Annotated in this window: 17 protein-coding genes; 15 read left to right on the top strand and 2 right to left on the bottom strand. The window is 70.7% G+C overall.

The features are described from left to right. Positions 1 to 260: 260 nt before the first annotated feature. From QN157_01960 to QN157_01920, 9 genes are all read left to right on the top strand, one after another. On the top strand, positions 261 to 1,013 hold the full coding sequence (locus QN157_01960; GenBank protein MDR7554352.1) for a GntR family transcriptional regulator: 753 nt from the start codon (positions 261 to 263) through the stop codon (positions 1,011 to 1,013). A 4-nt stretch (positions 1,014 to 1,017) separates the two neighbouring features. Then, complete coding sequence (locus QN157_01955) at positions 1,018 to 2,037, top strand: TRAP transporter substrate-binding protein (GenBank protein MDR7554351.1); 1,020 nt, start codon at positions 1,018 to 1,020, stop codon at positions 2,035 to 2,037. Between the two features lie 136 nt (positions 2,038 to 2,173). Next, entirely contained in the window at positions 2,174 to 2,716 is a 543-nt protein-coding gene (locus QN157_01950) for a TRAP transporter small permease (GenBank protein MDR7554350.1), read from the top strand. A 25-nt stretch (positions 2,717 to 2,741) separates the two neighbouring features. After that, positions 2,742 to 4,028: a TRAP transporter large permease gene (locus QN157_01945; protein ID MDR7554349.1), complete on the top strand. Its 1,287-nt coding sequence runs from the start codon at positions 2,742 to 2,744 to the stop codon at positions 4,026 to 4,028. Between the two features lie 47 nt (positions 4,029 to 4,075). Next, complete coding sequence (locus tag QN157_01940) at positions 4,076 to 5,032, top strand: dihydrodipicolinate synthase family protein (protein ID MDR7554348.1); 957 nt, start codon at positions 4,076 to 4,078, stop codon at positions 5,030 to 5,032. Further along, complete coding sequence (locus QN157_01935) at positions 5,032 to 7,131, top strand: hydantoinase/oxoprolinase family protein (protein ID MDR7554347.1); 2,100 nt, start codon at positions 5,032 to 5,034, stop codon at positions 7,129 to 7,131. The genes QN157_01940 and QN157_01935 overlap by 1 nt, the downstream gene beginning before the upstream one ends. After that, entirely contained in the window at positions 7,124 to 9,376 is a 2,253-nt protein-coding gene (locus QN157_01930; GenBank protein ID MDR7554346.1) for a hydantoinase B/oxoprolinase family protein, read from the top strand. Before QN157_01935 ends, QN157_01930 begins: the two co-directional genes overlap by 8 nt. 6 nt (positions 9,377 to 9,382) lie before the next feature. Continuing rightward, positions 9,383 to 10,243 (top strand): fumarylacetoacetate hydrolase family protein, encoded by an 861-nt coding sequence (locus QN157_01925; protein ID MDR7554345.1) that lies wholly within the window; start codon positions 9,383 to 9,385, stop codon positions 10,241 to 10,243. A 21-nt stretch (positions 10,244 to 10,264) separates the two neighbouring features. Then, positions 10,265 to 11,008: an SDR family oxidoreductase gene (locus QN157_01920; protein ID MDR7554344.1), complete on the top strand. Its 744-nt coding sequence runs from the start codon at positions 10,265 to 10,267 to the stop codon at positions 11,006 to 11,008. A gap of 30 nt (positions 11,009 to 11,038) precedes the next feature. Here QN157_01920 and QN157_01915 read toward each other — a convergent pair whose 3' ends face one another. Beyond that, the gene (locus QN157_01915; GenBank protein MDR7554343.1) at positions 11,039 to 11,590 is read right to left on the bottom strand and encodes a Spy/CpxP family protein refolding chaperone; all 552 of its coding nucleotides are present in this window, start codon (positions 11,588 to 11,590) and stop codon (positions 11,039 to 11,041) included. Between the two features lie 351 nt (positions 11,591 to 11,941). Between QN157_01915 and pcaC the strand changes: the two genes are divergently transcribed. The 6 genes from pcaC to QN157_01885 all read left to right on the top strand — a co-directional run bounded on the left by pcaC (position 11,942) and on the right by QN157_01885 (position 17,005). Further along, the gene (pcaC, locus tag QN157_01910) at positions 11,942 to 12,457 is read left to right on the top strand and encodes a 4-carboxymuconolactone decarboxylase (GenBank protein MDR7554342.1); all 516 of its coding nucleotides are present in this window, start codon (positions 11,942 to 11,944) and stop codon (positions 12,455 to 12,457) included. After that, a complete protein-coding gene (gene pcaH, locus QN157_01905; protein MDR7554341.1) occupies positions 12,454 to 13,176 on the top strand; it encodes a protocatechuate 3,4-dioxygenase subunit beta in 723 nt (240 codons plus the stop codon). Before pcaC ends, pcaH begins: the two co-directional genes overlap by 4 nt. An 88-nt stretch (positions 13,177 to 13,264) precedes the next feature. Further along, positions 13,265 to 13,843, top strand: coding sequence for a protocatechuate 3,4-dioxygenase subunit alpha (gene pcaG, locus QN157_01900; protein MDR7554340.1), 579 nt, complete (start codon positions 13,265 to 13,267; stop codon positions 13,841 to 13,843). 73 nt (positions 13,844 to 13,916) lie between these two features. Next, a complete protein-coding gene (locus QN157_01895) occupies positions 13,917 to 14,783 on the top strand; it encodes a CoA-transferase (GenBank protein ID MDR7554339.1) in 867 nt (288 codons plus the stop codon). Between the two features lie 138 nt (positions 14,784 to 14,921). Further along, complete coding sequence (locus tag QN157_01890; protein MDR7554338.1) at positions 14,922 to 15,668, top strand: CoA-transferase subunit beta; 747 nt, start codon at positions 14,922 to 14,924, stop codon at positions 15,666 to 15,668. After that, entirely contained in the window at positions 15,665 to 17,005 is a 1,341-nt protein-coding gene (locus tag QN157_01885) for an adenylosuccinate lyase family protein (protein ID MDR7554337.1), read from the top strand. The genes QN157_01890 and QN157_01885 overlap by 4 nt, the downstream gene beginning before the upstream one ends. 20 nt (positions 17,006 to 17,025) lie before the next feature. Here QN157_01885 and QN157_01880 read toward each other — a convergent pair whose 3' ends face one another. Continuing rightward, on the bottom strand, positions 17,026 to 17,586 hold the full coding sequence (locus QN157_01880; GenBank protein ID MDR7554336.1) for a metallophosphoesterase: 561 nt from the start codon (positions 17,584 to 17,586) through the stop codon (positions 17,026 to 17,028). Positions 17,587 to 17,770: the final 184 nt, after the last annotated feature.

The raw sequence follows: 17,770 nt of genomic DNA, 5'->3' as shown, positions 1-17,770 counted from the left end.
TCCGTTACGCCCAGTGCCCCCTATAGTCGCTTACGTGTAGCTCCTTATGGCCCCCTACGGCGCCGCCTGGGATTCGATTTCCCTTTCGGGCCCCATGACACGACGGCATCGGGGCCAATGCTGTCATCCCAAACAGCAGAAGGAACTCAGGGCACCAGCAACGAATGTACAACGGCGATAATCGATTAACGATTGCCTTCGGAGTTGTCTTGGTGCAAACGACGCACACAGCGCCACGAGCGGGGTTGCCGTTCAATACCGTGGGCGAGGTGGTTGCCGCGGAGTTGCGCGAAGCCATCCTGGCCGGCCGGATACCGCAGGGCGACTCGCTCCGGCAGCGTGCGCTCGCCACCAGGTACGGTGTGAGCGAGGGCGTCATTCGCGAGGCGCTCCGCAGGCTGGAAGCGGAGGGGCTGGTGGAGATCCTGCCACGGCGGGGCGCCCGAGTCAGCCTGCTGAGCGTCGACGATCTCTATGAACTGTACGACGTGCGTATCTTCCTGGAAGAGCTTCTGACCCGCTACGCCGTGCCCAACTGCACCGCCGACGACCTGGAGCACGCCGAGGCGCTGCTGGGGCAGATGGCGGACGAGCGGGACCCCGCGCGCTGGCTGGCGTTGAACCGTGAGTTCCACAGCACGCTCTGCCGCCCCAGCCGGCGGCCGCGGCTGTTGCGGTTGCACGATGAGCTGCGCGTCGCCTCGGACCGCTACCTGCGGGTGAGCCTGGCGCTGCTGAGCCGGTTCGACATCGCCCAGCGGGAGCACGAGCAGATCCTCGATGCCTACCGCCGACGCGACGCAGACCAGGCTGCAGTGCGGGCGGGCGTGCACTTGCGACAGGTGCGGGACATGATCGCGACGTTCCTGGCTGCGCCGGAGCGGAAGTTGCAGGAGCCAGGAGACGGGCCCCAGGCGGGAGGTGTGGGAAGGGGTCGGTCGGCGCGGCTCGACGGGCGGAGGGTGCCGAGGAGTGAGCGACAAGACACCAAGAGCCGGAAGTCGAGGAGGTGACGTGATGCGGGACGATCGGCGAGTGGTCAGGTGGCTCATTGCGGTGGTGGCGGCCGCGGCGATAGGGCTGCCAGTCTACCTCGGGGCGGCAGTCGCTCAGCCGCAGGCGTTGACGCTGAAATGGGCGCTCATTACGCCCGAAACGTTTCCCTACATGGATGGTGCTAGGAAGTTCAAGGAACTGATCGAGCAGCGGTCGGGGAACCGAATCCGCGTGGAGATCTTCCCCGGCGGCCAGCTCGGCGCGGAGCGGGATATCAACGAGGCGATTCTCGAAGGCGCCATCCACATCGGGGTGGGAGCTGGCGCGATGGCCAATCTGGCACCCATCTACAACCTGGTGCAGGTGCCGTTCCTGATCCAGGGACAAGACCACATGGAACGGATCGCCCTGGGGCCGACGGGTGCCAAGATCGCCCGCCGTATCGAGGAACAGGCGCGGTTTCGGGTCCTGGCGTGGTTTAGCACCGGGGACAGTGCCATCGAGACTGTGAAGCAGCCGGTGCGACACCCCAACGACCTTCGGGGCGTGAAGATCCGCATCATCGAGAACCCCATCTTGCGCGTGACGTTCCTGGCGTTCGCGGCCAACCCGACCCCGATGCCCTACACCGAGATCTACACCGGACTGCGGCAGGGCGTCATCGAGGGTGCACATCTCGACGTGGTCTCCGTCGACGCCCTGAAGATCTACGAGATCGCCAAGTACATCACCGACTGGGAGCAGATCGCCTTCCTGGCCGAGCCGCGTCCTGTCATCATGAACGCAAGGTTCGTGGACGGCCTGCCGGACGCGGACCGAAAGCTGATCCAGGACGCCATGCTGGAGGCCGCTGCCCACGAACGGCGCGTGTTTCGTGAACGTATGAAGACTATCCGACGGACACTGGTCGAGAAGGGGATGCAGATCACCCAGGTGGACGCCGAGGCGTTCGTGACGCGTGTGCGGCCCATCTGGCGGCAGTGGGCGGCGGATCTCAAGGCTGAGGACATCCTGGAGGAGATCGTGAGGCTTCGCCGCTAGCCTCCGTGCGCTCCCGGGGCGGTCCGGAGCGGCAGTCTCGGAGCGATGGCTGCGCCTGGGTGACCGCGGCGCCATGGTGCGCCAGAGGGGAGACGCGTGATTGCGTGCCGGCCTTGGGCACGGGAGGAGGTTGCAGGTGGTGCGATATGCGGACGGGCTAGAGAAGGTCACCGCAACCGTCGACGGAGCGGTCCGGGGTCTTGTCGGGTTTTTGATGGCGGCCATTCTGTCCGTGGTGCTGCTGGCCGTGTTCTTTCGGTACGTGCTCAATGCGTCGCTGTTCTGGGGGGAAGAAGCCGCGCGGTATCTGACGGTCTGGGTGATCTTCCTCTCCACCAGCGTCGCCTACCGTGCCGGGGGACACGTGCGGATCAGCACCTTCCTGGTGCAGCTGTCGGCCCGCGCGCGGTGGCGGGTTCAGCTGCTGGCGACCGTGACCGAGGTTGTGCTGATGGCGCTTCTGGCGTGGTACGGATGGGTACTGGCCTCCAACAATCTGCAGCGTGGGCAGCTGTCGCCCGCGCTGCAGATTCCGATCGGATGGGTGTATCTGGCTGTCCCAGTCGGTCTCGCGTTGACGCTGCTCCACGCCCTCGTGCGGGCCGTGCATCTGGTGGCAGACGGTACAGCCGCAGACGGCAGGCCGGCGGTCCGCCCGCTGCCGTCTGGGGACGCCTAGTCACGGCTAGCCTGCGATGCCGCCCGTGCTGACTCTCGCCATTGTCTTCCTGGCGTTGCTCCTGCTGGGTGTTCCGGTGGCGCTGGTCTTGGTCGGTGCCGGGCTGGCCTACCTCGTGCTCAGTGGCACCCCGCTGACCGTGGCCCCACAGCGGATGTTCGTCGCCGCAGACGACTTCACGCTGATGGCCATCCCGCTCTTCATCCTGGCAGGGTACCTGATGAACGAGGCGGGCATCACGCAGCGGCTGGTGCGGTTTGCGGTGCTGCTGCTGGGGCGCATCAACGCCGGGCTGTCCTACGCCAACGTGCTGGTATGCATGGTGTTTGGGGGGATTACCGGGGTGGCCGCCGCGGAGGTGGCAGCGGTCGGTACGGTGCTGATTCCCGCGATGGAGGAAGACGGGCACGACCGCGAGTACGCTACGGCGCTGACGCTGGCTGGCTCGCTCATGGGCCCCATCATCCCCCCGAGCGTGCCCCTGCTGATCTACGGCATTCAGGCGGAGGTCTCCATCGGCAAACTCTTCCTGGCGGGCGTGATCCCGGGGGTTCTGATCGGCCTGGTGCTCTTGGGGCTCAACTTCGTGTTGCTGCGCCGCCAGGGCTTTCGCAGCCGGCTTCGCCACGCGGCGGGGCTTCATGAGGACCGGGCGTGGCGAGTGGTGGCGGAAGCGCTGCTGGCCGTCGTCATGCCGGTGGTCGTCGTGGGGGGCATCGTGGCCGGCGTGTTCACGCCCACGGAGTCGGCGGGCATTGCCGTGGCCTATGCGCTGGTCGTCGGCCTCCTGGTGTTTCGCACGCTACGCCTTCACGCGCTGCCGAGAATCTTCGTGGAAGCCGGGATCACCAGCGGAGTCGTCATGATCATCGTGACCGCCTCGGCGGTGTTGAACTGGGTGCTGGCCTACGCGCAGGTGCCCACGGCGGTCGCGCAGTGGATGCTTCGGATGACGGACAACCCCCATCTGTTTCTGCTGCTCGTCTTGGTCTTGTTGCTGGTGGTCGGCATGCCGCTGGATCCGGTGCCGGCCCTGATCATCCTGACGCCCGTGCTCCTCCCGGCGGCCAAGAGCTATGGTATCGATCTCCTCCACTTCGGGATGGTGATGGTCTTCACCCTGGTCATCGGGTTGCTGACGCCGCCGGTGGGCGCCAGCCTGTTCGTGGGGAGCGCGGTGTCTCAGATTTCCCTGGAGCGGCTCAGCGTGGCGGTACTGCCCTTCGTGGCGGTGCTGTTGGGGGTGGCCGTGGTGCTGACCTTCGTACCGGGGCTCTCCGTCTGGCTGCCGCGAGTACTGTTGGGACGGTGACCGTACCTCGAGGACAGGCGCATGAGGCGCACGGAGGGAGGGACACGATGAAGAAGGCCGTGTGGTTGCGCGGGGTGATCCCTGCCATTGTCACGCCGTTTCGAGAAGATCTGCAGGTGGACGAAGCCGCCCTGCGGCGGTATGTACGCACAGTGCTGGCCACTCCGGGCGTCGCCGGTGTGCTGTGCAACGGATACACCGGGGAGGGTGGTGCACTCACGCCCGAGGAACGGCTGCGATGCATCGAGGTGTGCGCGGCGGAGGCTGGCGGCCGGGTGCCCGTGATCGCCGGGATCGATGCGCGCGCCACAGCCGAAGCCATCGCGTTGGCACGGGATGCGAAGCGGGCTGGCGCCGACGTGATCCAGGTCAATTCGCCGTTCGAGCACCTGCTGCGGCGCGGCTTCCCGCGCACGGTCGAAGCGCCCGTGCGGTTCTTTACGGCGCTGAACGACGAGGTCGGTATCCCGATGTTGATCTTCCAGTACCCCACATGGAGCGGGCTCACGTACCCACCGGAGGTGCTGGCCCGTCTCGCGGAGATCGAGTACGTGGTGGCGGTGAAGGAGGCGGTAGACCTCGAGACCTACGTGCTCGACTACCAGGCGGTGCACGGGAAGGTGGCGCTCTTTGCCGACCACAACGGCTACACGTTGCTGCCGATGCTCCTCCTGGGGGCGGACGGCACCATGGTGGGGATCTCCAACGTCGGGCTGGAGCTCTTCGTGGCGCTGTTCGAGGCGGTGGAGCGCCGGGAGCTGCACCGCGCGGTGGAGCTGACCAACACGCGCCTGCTGCCCCTGATGCAGGCCCTGGCGGCGGACCTTGGCCGAACCCCTACCTCGTTCGTCAGCAAGGTCAAGGAAGCGCTGGTGATGCTGGGGCGGCTGGAGTGTGCGGCGGTGCGGCCACCGGAGGTGCCCATAGGCGAGGAGGAACGGCGCGCCATTCGCCACGCCCTGCGCGCGGCTGGGCTGCTCGAGACTGCTGCCCCCGTGTCCTGATGTACGTCGTCGGCATCGACGTCGGCGGCACGTTCACGGACGTCGCCGTCCTGGACCTTGCCACGCATCGAACGGTCACGGCCAAGAGTTTGACCACGCCCGACGATCTCACCGCGGGCGTATGGGATGCGCTGGGGCTCGCGGCGCACGAAGCGCAGACCACGGTGGGACAGCTGCTGGCGGGCACCGTACGGTTGGCCCACGCGACGACCCAGACGTCCAACGCGTTGCTGACGTTCTCCGGTGCTCGGGTGGGGCTCCTGACGACGCGCGGCTTCGAGGATCAACTGCTCATCATGCGCGGTATTGGGCGCGTCGCAGGCCTCAGCCTCCTGGAACGCCGGCACCCACGGGCGACGAGCAAGCCGCCGCTGATCGTCGACGAGACACGCATTCGGGGCCTGCGCGAGCGCATCGATGCCCAGGGGCACGTTGTGACGCCGCTGGACGTGGAGCACGCGCGCGCACAAATTGCCGACCTCCTGCAGCAGGGCGTCGAAGCGTTCGCGGTCTGTCTGCTGTGGGCGTTCGTAAACCCGACGCACGAGCGCGCCGTGGCGGCGCTGATCCGTCAGATGGCCCCCGAGGCGCACGTGAGCCTGTCCCATGAGATCGCGCCCTTTCGCGGCGAGTACGAGCGTACGGCCACCACGGTCGTGAACGCCTACGTGGCGCCGACGCTGGAACGCTACCTCACGCGGCTGGCCGCGCAGCTACGGGAAGCCGGCCTGCGGGTGCCCGTGCTGGTGGTGCAGGCCAATGGCGGTGTCACCGCTGCCGCCCGCGTGGTGCCCGTGCAGACGATCGAGTCAGGACCGGCCGTGGGCGTAGCGGCGGCCCGCGCCGTGGCCCAGGCCACCGGCCGCCGGCAGGTGATCGCCACCGACGTCGGCGGGACGACGTTCAAGGTGAGCCTGCTCACGGAGGGGAAGTGGGCGACGACCCGCGAGACGGTCATTGCGCAGTACAGTTTGTGGTTGCCCATGGTCGACGTGGTCTCGATCGGTGCCGGGGGTGGCTCGGTGGCCTGGGTGGACGATACGCGTCTGCGGGTGGGGCCGCGTAGCGTCGGTGCTGTGCCCGGGCCGGCCTGCTATGGCCGCGGGGGAACAGAACCTACGGTGACCGATGCCGACGTGGTGCTGGGGTACATCAACCCCGAGACGTTCTGGGGCGGACGCATGCGGCTGGACGCCGATGCTGCTGCCCGGGCCATCGGGACGCACGTCGCTACCCGGCTGTTCCAGAACGACGTGGTCCGCGCCGCCGCCGGGATTCGTGAGGTTGTCGACCAGCAGATGGCCGACCTCATTCGGAAGGTGGTCATCGAACGCGGCTACGACCCCCGTGACTTCGTGCTCTTCGCCTACGGCGGCATGGGCCCCGTCCACGGCGCCACCTACGCGCGCGCTGCCGGAATCGGCTGTGTGCTGGTACCAGGTGGCGCGTCGGTGCTCTCCGCGGTGGGCGCGGCCCGATCCGATATCCTGCACTCGTTGGCGGTCTCCGACTTGATGTTGCTGCCGGCGGACCCCGAGCGGTTGCGGCGGCACTACCAGCGGATGGAAGCGGAAGCCGCTGCCATGCTCGACGCCGACGGTCTACCGCTCGAGCGACGGGTCTTCGCCCGGTGGGTCGAGATGCGCTACCGACGGCAACTCCACGCCGTGCGCGTGGAGCTGTCTCCCGATGCCCTTGCGGCGGTGAGTCTCGACCAGGTGGCCCGTGCCTTCGAGGACCAGTACGCGGCCCTCTACGGGGCCACGGCCGCGTACCGGGAGGCTGGCATCGAGATCGTGGCCATAGGGCTCGATGCCTGGGGGCTCGTGGACCCACCACCGTTCCCCGCGGTGCCTGCCGGGGGACCAGACCCCTCGGCCGCGCGCAAGGGGCATCGGCCGGTGTACTGCATGCGCCGACACCAGTGGGTGGAGACGCCGGTCTACGACGGACCGCAGCTGCGCGCCGGCAACGCCATCACCGGACTGGCCCTGGTCGAGTATCCCCATACGACCGTGGTCGTGGACTATGGCGCGCGGGCCGAGGTCGACGGCTTCGGAAACATCGTGATGACCGTGCTGGAGGGAGCCCGTGAGTAGACCGCCGGTTGTGGACCCGGTGACCTTCGAGGTCGTGGCGCATCGCCTGGGCCTGATCGCCGAAGAGATGGGCATCATCTACATGCGCACCTCCGGGTCGCATGTGCTCGTCACGGGCAACGACGCCGCCACGGGGATCGCGCTTCCCGACGGCGCGCTCGTCATCGCTGGCCCGTACATCACCACGCAAGCCAACGTATTTCCGCTGGTCATCGCCAGCACACAACGGCTGTGCGCGGAGAACCCGGGCATCCACGACGGGGACGTGTTCATCTGCAACGACCCGTACCTCGGCGCCATCCACCAGCCCGACATCGCCACCGTGGCTCCGGTGTTCGCTGCGGGACGCCTGGTGGCGTGGGTTGGGGCCTCCGGGCACCAGCTGGACAATGGCGGAACGGACCCGGGCGGCTTCTCGGTGGGGGTCGTCGACGTCCACCAGGAAGGCCTGCGGATGCCGCCAGTGAAGCTCGTCGAGGAAGGGCGACTGCGCGAGGACATCGTGCGGTGGATCCTCAACGCGGTGCGCGATCCGCTGGTAGGGTTGGACATCAAGGCACAGTTGGCCGCGCTCACGGCTGGACGCCGACGGCTGGCGGAGCTCATCGACCGTTACGGCCTCGAGACGGTGGAGGCCGTCATGCGGGGGATGCTGGACTACGCGGAACGGCGGCTACGACTCCGCTTGCGGGAACTGCCCGACGCTGTGGTCCGCGAGGTGCAGTACATCGACCATGACGGCCATGCGCCCAACGTCTACCAGGTCGTCTGCACGGTCACGAAGCGCGACGACCGGCTGCACGTGGATTTCACGGGAACTGACCCTGCGCCGGCCAGCCTGATCAACTGTACGGCGTCGGGTCTCCTGGCCGGCGTCCTGACAGCGGTGTACGTGCAGCTGGGCTATGACCTGCCCTGGAACTGGGGTATTCGTCGCTGCGTCGAGATCACGGCCCCGGACGGCTGCCTCGTCAACGCCAGCTACCCGCGCCCCTGCTCCATGGCCACCATCTCCGCAGTCATTATCGTCATCGACTGCGTGTTCGCCGCGCTGGCCAAGATCCTCTCGTGCAGCCCTGCGTACGCTGTGGAGGCGACCGGGACATGGACCGGTACGTCGATGGGGCCCGTGATCGCGGGCACGAGCCAGCATGGGTTTCCGTTCGCCACCACGGAGATGAGTCACTTCGCGGGTGGGACCGGTGCCCGCTCCTACGCCGACGGGGTGGATACCGGTGGCATCATCTTCAATACCACGCCCAACATCTCCAACGTGGAGGACATCGAGGCCGACTTCCCCGTCCTGTACCTGTTCCGCCGCCATCTTCAGGACTCCGGCGGTCCGGGTCGCTGGCGCGGCGGGGTCTCGGGCGAGCTGGCGTACGTGCCCCACGGTGCGCCGCGTGACGACCTCGAGTGCGTCATGGCAGCCACCGGAGCCGAGCAGCCCAACGCCATGGGTCTGTGGGGCGGGCTCCCGGGTGCGGCTGTGCGGGTGATACGGGTGCGGGAAACCGACATCCCCCAGCGCAAGGGAACGCCAGTGCCGCTGCCGGCGACGCTCGCGGAGTGCACGGGGAGGTTAGAGATCCTCCCGCCCAAGCATCCGCGGACTCCCTTTCGATCCGATGACGTCTGGTACCACAACTGGCAGGGCGCTGGGGGGTACGGTGATCCACTGGAACGTGCCCCGCATCGCGTGGCATGGGACGTACGCCGGGGCTTGGTCTCGCCGGAGGTGGCGCGGACGGTCTACGGGGTGGTCCTCGACGACCACGGCAACGTCGACGACGATGCCACGGCCCAACGCCGGCACGCGATTCGCGCGGACCGACGCCGGGGCGCGCGGCTGCCGACCGCGGGTTCGCACGCGGTCGCAGGCGGAGGCGTCGGCCGCGTTGGCGCGGAAGACGACAGCCAGCGTGTTGGCGAGTACCTGCGCATCGACCGCGGGCGCCGGCAGTACGAGTGTGGAGTCTGCGGGCACCTGCTCGGACCGGCTGACGCAAGCCTCTATGACCTGCTGGCGGAACAGCTGCTGCCGTTGACGGCGGCCGGACCCGTGCGCGGTGAGAGCTACGACCGCGGGCGGTTTGCGCTCCGTGCCCTCTACTGTCCTGGCTGCTGGACGCAGGTGGAGGTCCACGTGCAGTTACGCGGCGGGGTGCCGCGGGCGTTTCGCCTCCTGACGGTCGGTGCGGCGTCGCCTCCCGGCCGGCTACTGCCCGTTGACGCGGAGAGGTGAATGGACATGCGGGTGGTGCTGTTCGACGACGGTCGGGGGCCTCGTCCGGGCGTCGTGGAGGACGATGGCACGATTCGGGACCTCGGACCGCACTATGCGTCGCTCTCGGCCTTGCTGGCGGCGCTGGGCACGGACCCTGCAGCGGTGGCAGCTGCCGCCGCGCGGGCCCAAGGCCTCCCGCGCGCCCACGTGCGGTTGCTCGCGCCCGTGGAGCGCACGGCCCAGATCCTCTGCGTGGCTGCCAACTACCGGGAACACGCGGAGGAAGCCGGCCTGGGCGCGGCACCCGCCCAGCCGGTGGTGTTCGCGAAGCTCTGGCCCGCGCTCACCGGACCCGACGATCCGATCAGGATCAGCCCGCTTACCCAGCAGCTGGACTACGAGGCGGAGCTGGCGGTCGTGATCGGTCGGCCGGTACGGCGGGTGGCGCCGGAGCAGGCGATGGACTGCGTGGCGGGATACACCATCATGAACGATGTCACCGCCCGGGACCTGCAGTGGACGCAGCTCGGGCAGCACCGGATCGTCGATTGGTACTCGGCCAAGTGTCTTGAGGCCTCTACACCCGTCGGGCCCTGGATCGTTACGCGGGAAGAGGTTCCCAACCCGCAGGACCTGCGTATTCGCTCGTGGGTGAACGGCGAGCTCCGCCAGGATGGAAGCACGGCGCTGATGGTCCACTCGGTGGCCGCCCTGGTGGCCTATGCCTCCGCGCGCGCAGCGCTCTACCCGGGAGACCTCATTGCCACGGGCACGCCTCGGGGGGTCGGTGGCTTCGCCGGGCGGTTTCTGCGGGAAGGTGACGTGGTGGAGATCGCCATCGAGCGCGTGGGCCGGCTGCGCAACGCCGTCCAACGGATCGACTAAGCCCTGCGGCGTCGAGACACGATGGCCCAGGAGCGACGCATCCTCCTCGTCACCGGTGCCAGCCGGGGCATCGGCCGGGCCACGGCCCTGGCCGCCGCTGCGCAGGGCATGGATCTGGTGCTCGTCGCACGGCGTGACGCGGACGGGCTGCACGCGACAGCCGAGCAGGCGCGTGCCTGCGGCGTGCGGGCCACGACCGTGCTGGCGGACGTCAGCCTGCCGGTGGATGTCGAGCGGATCGCGGGGCACGTGGAGCGGGAGCACGGTCGGCTCGATGCCCTGGTGAACAACGCCGGAATCGCCAGCCAGCGCGGGCTGACGGAGGTGTCGCTGGCTGAGTGGCAGGAAACCCTCGCGGTCAACCTCACCGGGCCCTTCCTCGTAGTCCGCGCCTGCCTGCCGCTCTTGCGACAGGGACACGATCCGGCGGTGGTCAACGTGGCGTCCATCGCCGGACGCATCGGCGGGCGCGTCGGGCCGCACTACGCGGCGTCCAAGGGCGGCCTGATCGCCCTCACGAAGTACCTCGCCCTCCATCTGCGGAACGAGGGCATCCGGGTGAACTGCGTGGCGCCCGATCTCACCGACACCGACATGCCGCGGCGTCTGGGCCTCGTGCCCGAACCGTATGGTGGCGAGCAGGCACCTCAGTTGGGGCGAGCAGAAGACGTGGCCGAGGTGATCGTCTTCCTCTGCCGTCCAGGAAACCGGTTCTTGACAGGGGAGTGCATTCACCTGACCGGTGGTCGTCAGTACTACGGATGAGCCGGCGCTGCTTCCTGGTGCCGGACGGATTCAGCGTCCGGGCGCGCGGAACCACCGCCCCGGTCGCAGCGTCTGCAGGCGCATCCACTGCTCGGGCGTGAGCACGCCCTTGAGGTCCACCAGCATCTCGAAGCGCGCGCGGGTCAGCTGGCCCTGGAGGTCGCCGATGCGCCGCGCGATCGCCTCGAGCCGGGCCCGGTCGGGCGTGGCTTCCAACAGCGCCTCGCGGGCGTCCAGCCGCGCGCGGGCCAGATCGATGCGCAGGCGCGCAGTGCGCGCGCGGTAGGCCGTCAGGATCTGCTCGACCCGCTGGGCCTGCTCCTCGGTCAGGTTGAGCCGCCGACGCAGGTCGGCCGCTGGCGCCGCAGGCGCCTGCGCGAGGACGTCGTGCCCCCGCGCCACGACCGCCGGGTCGGCCGGCCCGGCGGCGCCAGAGACCTCGGCCAGGGCCATGGTCACCTCGTCCGTGCGGTGCTCGTCGTCGGGCAGCGTGGACGCCCGCATGGGGGCGGCCGCCACGAGCAGACCGGTGACGATGACACCCAGTGCTGCGCCGATGATCCAGCGTGCATGTGGTCGCATAGCGGTCCCCTCCGGTGCGAGAACTCTCCCCGTACGCCTAGACGCCGTGGCGCGCCGCAACGTTTAGTGCCCTGCCTGTGCAGGGCGCCGCGCCCGCGCTCCCTGGGGCCGAAACCGGTCCTGGGTGACGCTAGGCCGTATGCGTACGCGCGGACCGGTCTTTGGGAAGCCAACCCCCGTCCGTGCCGCAGCGCGGGGAGGCAGGGGAGGCGCGTGTAGTGGGCTCGCTCTGGTGCTGTGGGCTCGGGGGCCATCGGGTGGTGGGGGTGGTGCTGGGCTCACCGCGGCGAGGAGGCGCGCGGGGGGACCGCGAAGCATGTCGCGTCCGGAGGCCGTCTGCGAGGTGCCGGCATGGACTCCCGGTTCGAGGTGGGGCGCAGGGTCCGCGCCGAGGTCCTGGGCGCCGAGCACGTGGCCCGCGCCGAGGCCCGGCAGACGCCGTTGGACGCCGACTTCCAGCGCTTCATCACCGAGGTGGCCTGGGGTAGCGTGTGGGCACGGCCCGGGCTCGACCGGCGGACGCGCAGCCTGGTGACCATCGCGATCCTGGCGGCCCTGGGCCGCGAGGAGCTGGCGCTGCACCTGCGGGCCAGCCGCAACCTCGGCGTCGACCCCGCGGAGATCGCCGAGGTGTTGCTGCACGTGGCGGTCTACGCGGGCGTCCCGGCCGCCAACTGGGCCTTCGGGCTGGCCAGGGCTGAGCTCGTCGAGGGCGGACCGTCGGGGAACGACGGACCGGCAGCCTTGCAGCCGGGAGCCCCGTCGGGGAGTTCGCCGCCGACCGGCGCGGGAGACGTGGCGCACCCCGGCGGCCCCACCGGCATGCCGGCGGCCGGCGGCGACGCGGGAGGAGGGAGCGGAGGATGACGACGGTGGCGCCACGAGACCCCGACGTGTTCCCGCCGTACTACTACGAGGCCTACCGCGCGACGATCAAGCGCTCGCCGCGCCAGCCGCTGGTGCCGCTGCCGCCCACGCTCTCCGAGCTCACCGGCCCTGGCCCCGAGCTGGCCGCACTCCACGCCGACGACGCGGACCTCACCCGCAACATGGGCACCGGCCAGGAGGCCATCGGCGAGCGCATCCTCGTGACCGGGCGGGTGCTGGACGAGCGTGGCGCGCCCATCGCGGGCACGCTGGTGGAGGTCTGGCAGGCGAACGCCGCGGGCCGTTACCGCCACCGCGCCGACCAGCACCACGCGCCGCTGGACCCGAACTTCCTGGGGTGGGGGCGGTGCCTGACGGGCGCCGACGGCGTCTACCGCTTCGTGACGGTGCGGCCGGGCGCGTACCCGTGGCAGAACCACCCCAACGCCTGGCGACCACCCCACATCCACTTCTCGCTCCTGGGACCGACGTGGACGTCGCGGCTCATCACCCAGATGTTCTTCCCCGGCGACCCGTTGCTGGAGTACGACCCCATCTTCAACGCGGTGCCGCCCGGCGCGCGCGAGCGGCTGATCGCGCGCTACGCCCACGACGTCACCGAGCCCGAGTACGCGCTGGGCTACCGCTTCGACATCGTGCTGCGGGGGCCGCTGGTGACGCCTTTCGAGCCGTTCGAGGCCGCGGAGGGACGGTCATGAGGGCTGCGCGGCTGAGGCCGGGGGCAGCTCGCCAGGCGGCGGCCCTCCCGCGTGACGGTCGCAGCGCAAGTGCCGGAGGCGATCGACCATGCGTCGGGGGCTGACCCCATCGCAGACCGTCGGGCCGTTCTTCCACGGCGGCCTGCTGCGCGAGGGGATGAACGTCCTGGTGCGCCAAGACACCGAGGGGCAGCGTATCCGCCTGGAGGGCTACGTGTACGACGGCGACCGCGCGCCCGTGGCCGACGCCATGGTGGAGATCTGGCAGGCCAACGCCTTCGGGCGGTACCGTCACCCCCTGGACCAGCGTCCGGTACCCCTCGACCCCGGGTTCGTCGGCTTCGGACGCGCGGGGACCGACGATGCCGGCTTCTTCTGGTTCGAGACGATCAAGCCCGGCCCCGTGCCGTTCCGGGGCGGGGTGATGCAGGCGCCCCACATCAACGTGGCGGTCTCGGCGCGTGGCCTGCTGGACTGCCTGTGGACGCGCCTGTACTTCGACGACGACCCGGCCACGGCGACGGATCCGGTGCTACGCCTGGTGCCCGAGGCACGGCGGGGGACGCTGCTCGCCCGCCGGCAGCCCGGGACGGTGCCCCCGGTGTACCGCTTCGACATCGTGCTGCAGGGAGACGGCGAGACCGCCTTCTTCGTGTTCGAGTTCTGATGGCGCGCGCCCGGCCGGCGTGGAGACGGCACGAGCAGCCGCGGGCCGCCCCGCGCGTCGCCCGCAGGGGCTGATGGACCGTCCCCGGCGGCGCCGGCCGCGCTTCCTTTCGCTCCCCGACGCGATCGCTGCGCACGTGCACGACGGCGACGCGGTGGCCATGGAGGGGTTCACGCACCTGATTCCCTTCGCCGCCGGGCACGAGGTGATCCGGCAGGGCCGGCGCGACCTCACCCTGTACCGGATGACGCCCGACCTGCTCTACGACCAGCTCATCGGGATGGGCTGCGTGCGCCGGCTGGTCTTCTCCTGGGGCGGGAATCCGGGCGTCGGGTCGCTGCACCGGTTCCGCGACGCGGTGGAGCACGGCTGGCCGCGGCCTCTGGAGCTGGAGGAGCACAGCCACGCGGGCATGGCGGCGGCCTACGCGGCCGGCGCCGCGGGCCTGCCCTGCGCGGTGCTGCGCGCCTACACCGGCACCGACCTGCCGCGCGTCAACCCGCGGATCAGGTTCCTCACCTGCCCCTTTACGGGCGAGCAGCTGGCCGCCGTCCCCGCGATCCGGCCCGACGTGGCCATCGTCCACGCCCAGCGCGCCGACCGCGCGGGCAACGTGCTGCTGGAGGGCATCGTGGGCGTGCAGAAGGAAGTGGTCCTGGCCGCCGCACGCGCGGTGGTCACCGTCGAGGAAGTCGTCGACGACCTGCGGCCCGGCGGGCCCAACGCCGTCGTGCTCCCCGCGTGGACGATCGACGCGATCGCGGTGGTGCCGGGCGGTGCGCGGCCGTCCTACGCCCACGGCTACTACCGCCGGGACAACGCCTTCTACGCCGCCTGGGATGCCATCGCCCGCGACCGCGAGACGTTCCTGGCCTGGATGCGGGCGCACGTGCTGGAGGCGCGCCCGCCGCAGGTAACCGGGCAGACGGGGACGGCGTAGCGGTGCGCACGACCCGCGCAGGCGGGAGGCGGTTCGATCAGCACTGCGCGCGGGGCGGATCCCGACGCAGGGCCCGCACAGGCGGGAGGCGGTGCACCAACGGCACAGGAGGAGTCCGTGGACTACACCCCCACCGAGATGATGACCGTGGCGGCGGCCCGGGCGTTGACCGACGACGACGTCTGCTTCGTGGGCATCGGACTCCCGTCGGCCGCCTGTAACCTGGCGCGCGTGACCCACGCCCCCAACATCGTCCTCATCTACGAGTCGGGCACGATCGGCGCCAGGCCCAGCGCGCTGCCGCTGTCGATCGGCGATCCCGAGCTGTGCGAGACCGCGCTCACGACGGTCTCGGTGCCCGAGCTGTTCGCTTACTGGCTGCAGGGCGGCCGCATCACCGTGGGGTTCCTGGGTGCCGCGCAGGTCGACCGTTTCGGCAACATCAACACCACCGTCATCGGCCCCTACGCACACCCGCACGCACGCCTGCCCGGCGCCGGCGGGGCGCCGGAGATCGCCAGTCACTGCCAGGAGGTGCTGGTGATCGTCCCCCACACGCGGCGCGCGTTCGTGCCCCGGGTGGACTTCGTGACCTCGGTCGGCCACGCCACCGGCGGCGACGCGCGGGCCCGCCTGGGGCTGCACACCAGGGGCCCGACGCTGGTGGTGACCGACCTCTGCCTGTTGCGGCCGGACCCGGAGACCCGCGAGCTCGTGGTGACGGGGATCCATCCCGGCGTGCGCCGGGAGGAGATCGCGGCACGCACCGGGTGGCCCGTGCGGTTCGCCGCGGAGGTGGCAGAGACGCCGCCCCCGCAGGCCCACGAGCTGGCCGCGTTGCGCGACCTCGTGGCGCGGTCGGCACCTGCGGCGCCCGCGCCATGACCGCCCACGACCTGGCGTACTTCCGCGTCCCGGCAGTAGCGGCGGTGTTCTCGGCGCGCGCGCTCGTCCAGCGCGCGCTCGACGTCGAGGCGGCGCTGGCCCGTGCCGAGGCCGCCGCGGGCGTGATCGCCCCGTCCGCCGCGGACGCCATCGCCGCGCGGTGTCGTGTCGAGTTCTTCGACGTGCCGGCCCTCGTCGAGGAAGCGGCCGCAGCCGGCACCCTGGTGGTGCCGCTGGTGCGCGCGCTTACGGGGCTCGTGGACCCGCCGGCGCGTCAGGCCGTGCACTGGGGCGCCACCAGCCAGGACGTCCTGGACACCGCCATGGTCCTCCAGGTGCGCGAGGGGCTGGCACTCCTCGAGCGGGACCTGCGCGCCGTGGGCGAGGCCTGCCTGCGGCTCGCGCAGGACCACCGGCGTACCGTGATGGCGGGCCGCACCCTGCTGCAGCACGCCGTGCCCATCACCTTCGGGCTGAAGGCGGCGCGGTGGCTGGCGCTCGTGACGCGGCTGGTGCAGCGGATGCGGGAGGTGGCCCCGCGCGTGCTCGTCGTGCAGCTCGGTGGGGCGGCGGGCACGCTGGCCGCGCTGGGACCGGCGGGGCCCCGGGTGGTGGAGCTGGTGGCGCGCGAACTGGGCCTGGGCGTGCCCGACCTCCCCTGGCACGCCGAACGCGACCGCATGGGCGAGATCGCGGCGCTGCTGGGCCTGACAGCAGGCGGCATGGCGAAGATCGCGGGCGACCTGGCACTGCTGGGCCAGACCGAGGTCGGCGAGGTCTCGACGGCCGCGCAGGCCGGGGCCGGGCGCTCGTCCGCCATGCCCCACAAGCGCAACCCGGCGGACGCCGCACTCGCCCTGGCCAGCGCTCGCCTGGCTGTGGGGGCGGCGTGCACGCTGCTGGCCGCCTGGCCGGTGCAGGAGCACGAACGGGCCGCGGGCGGATGGCAGGCCGAGTGGGCGGCGCTGCCCGAGCTGTTCGAGCGCACGGCAGCGGCGGTCACGTGGGTGCGCCGGGCCCTGGAAGGGGTGGCCGTCGACGCCGCGCGGATGCGTGCCAACCTGGCCGCTGGCGGCGGGCAGGTGATGGCGGAAGCGCTCGCGGTGGCGCTGGCGGCGACGCTCGGGCGGGAGGGTGCCTATCGCGCCGTGCAGCGCGTGTGCGACGCGGCGGCGCGCGCAGGCCTGTCGCTGGAGCAGGCAGCGGCCGCCGACGCGGAGATTCGCGCCGCCCTTCCCGCAGAGGCCCTCGCACGGGCCCTCGAGGTGGAGCGCTACCTGGGGAGCGCCGACCTGTTCATCGACCGGGCGGTGGAGGGGTTCAGGGAGCTGGGGTGAGACCGCCTACCCGGTGTGGCTCATAGCAGCCGCGCGGTCGCGCCGTGCTCGGTCAGTTCGATCAGCGCGCCCCCGGTCCGCCCGTCGCCCATGGTGCAGTTGACCACCAGTGTCGTCTCGACCCGGGCGATGCCGGGCGACTCGTGGATGTGCCCGCAGGTGAGCACCTTGGGGCGGTAGCGGCGCAGCAGGTCCAGCACGGCCCGCGACCCCACATGCCGGCCCGGGGCGGGCTCGTCGAGGGTGCCGTAGGGAGGCTCGTGGGTCACCAACACGTCGCAGGGCGCGCGCACCTGCGGTCCGCCGAAGGCCACCCCGCCGATGACCACGGGCTGCGCGCCACCGAGGCGGCCGTGCAGGCCGATGGCCGTGACCGCCGTGGGCCCGTCCATGTTGCCGGGCACGGCCAGCACCGGCACGGACAGGTCCTGCAGCAAGGCTAGGGCGTCCTCGCCAACTTCCAGGTGCGTGAGATCGCCGGGGAGCACGACGACCTCGGGTGCGTGCTCGGCGACGAGCGCCCGCACCCGCGCGATGCGTTCCGGGCGACCGTGGAGGTCGGCGCAGGCGAGCAGACGCATACGCGCTCACAGTTGGGCGCGGGGGGCGCCGATCCCTGCGCGGCGCGCCAGCCGCGCGCATGCGGTCTGCTCGTCTCCCGGGACGCGCTCCAGCCCTCGAGGAGCGGCGTCTCGCGCGGCGCGGTGAGCGGGGATCGTCCCGCACCTGCGGGCGGGCCTTCGCACGGCGTCTGTGGCCGGGTAC

The sequence above is a fragment of the Armatimonadota bacterium genome (genome assembly GCA_031459855.1).
In the GTDB taxonomy this organism is placed as follows: domain Bacteria; phylum Sysuimicrobiota; class Sysuimicrobiia; order Sysuimicrobiales; family Humicultoraceae; genus Fervidifonticultor; species Fervidifonticultor primus.
This window is presented reverse-complemented; position numbering and strand designations above follow the sequence as displayed.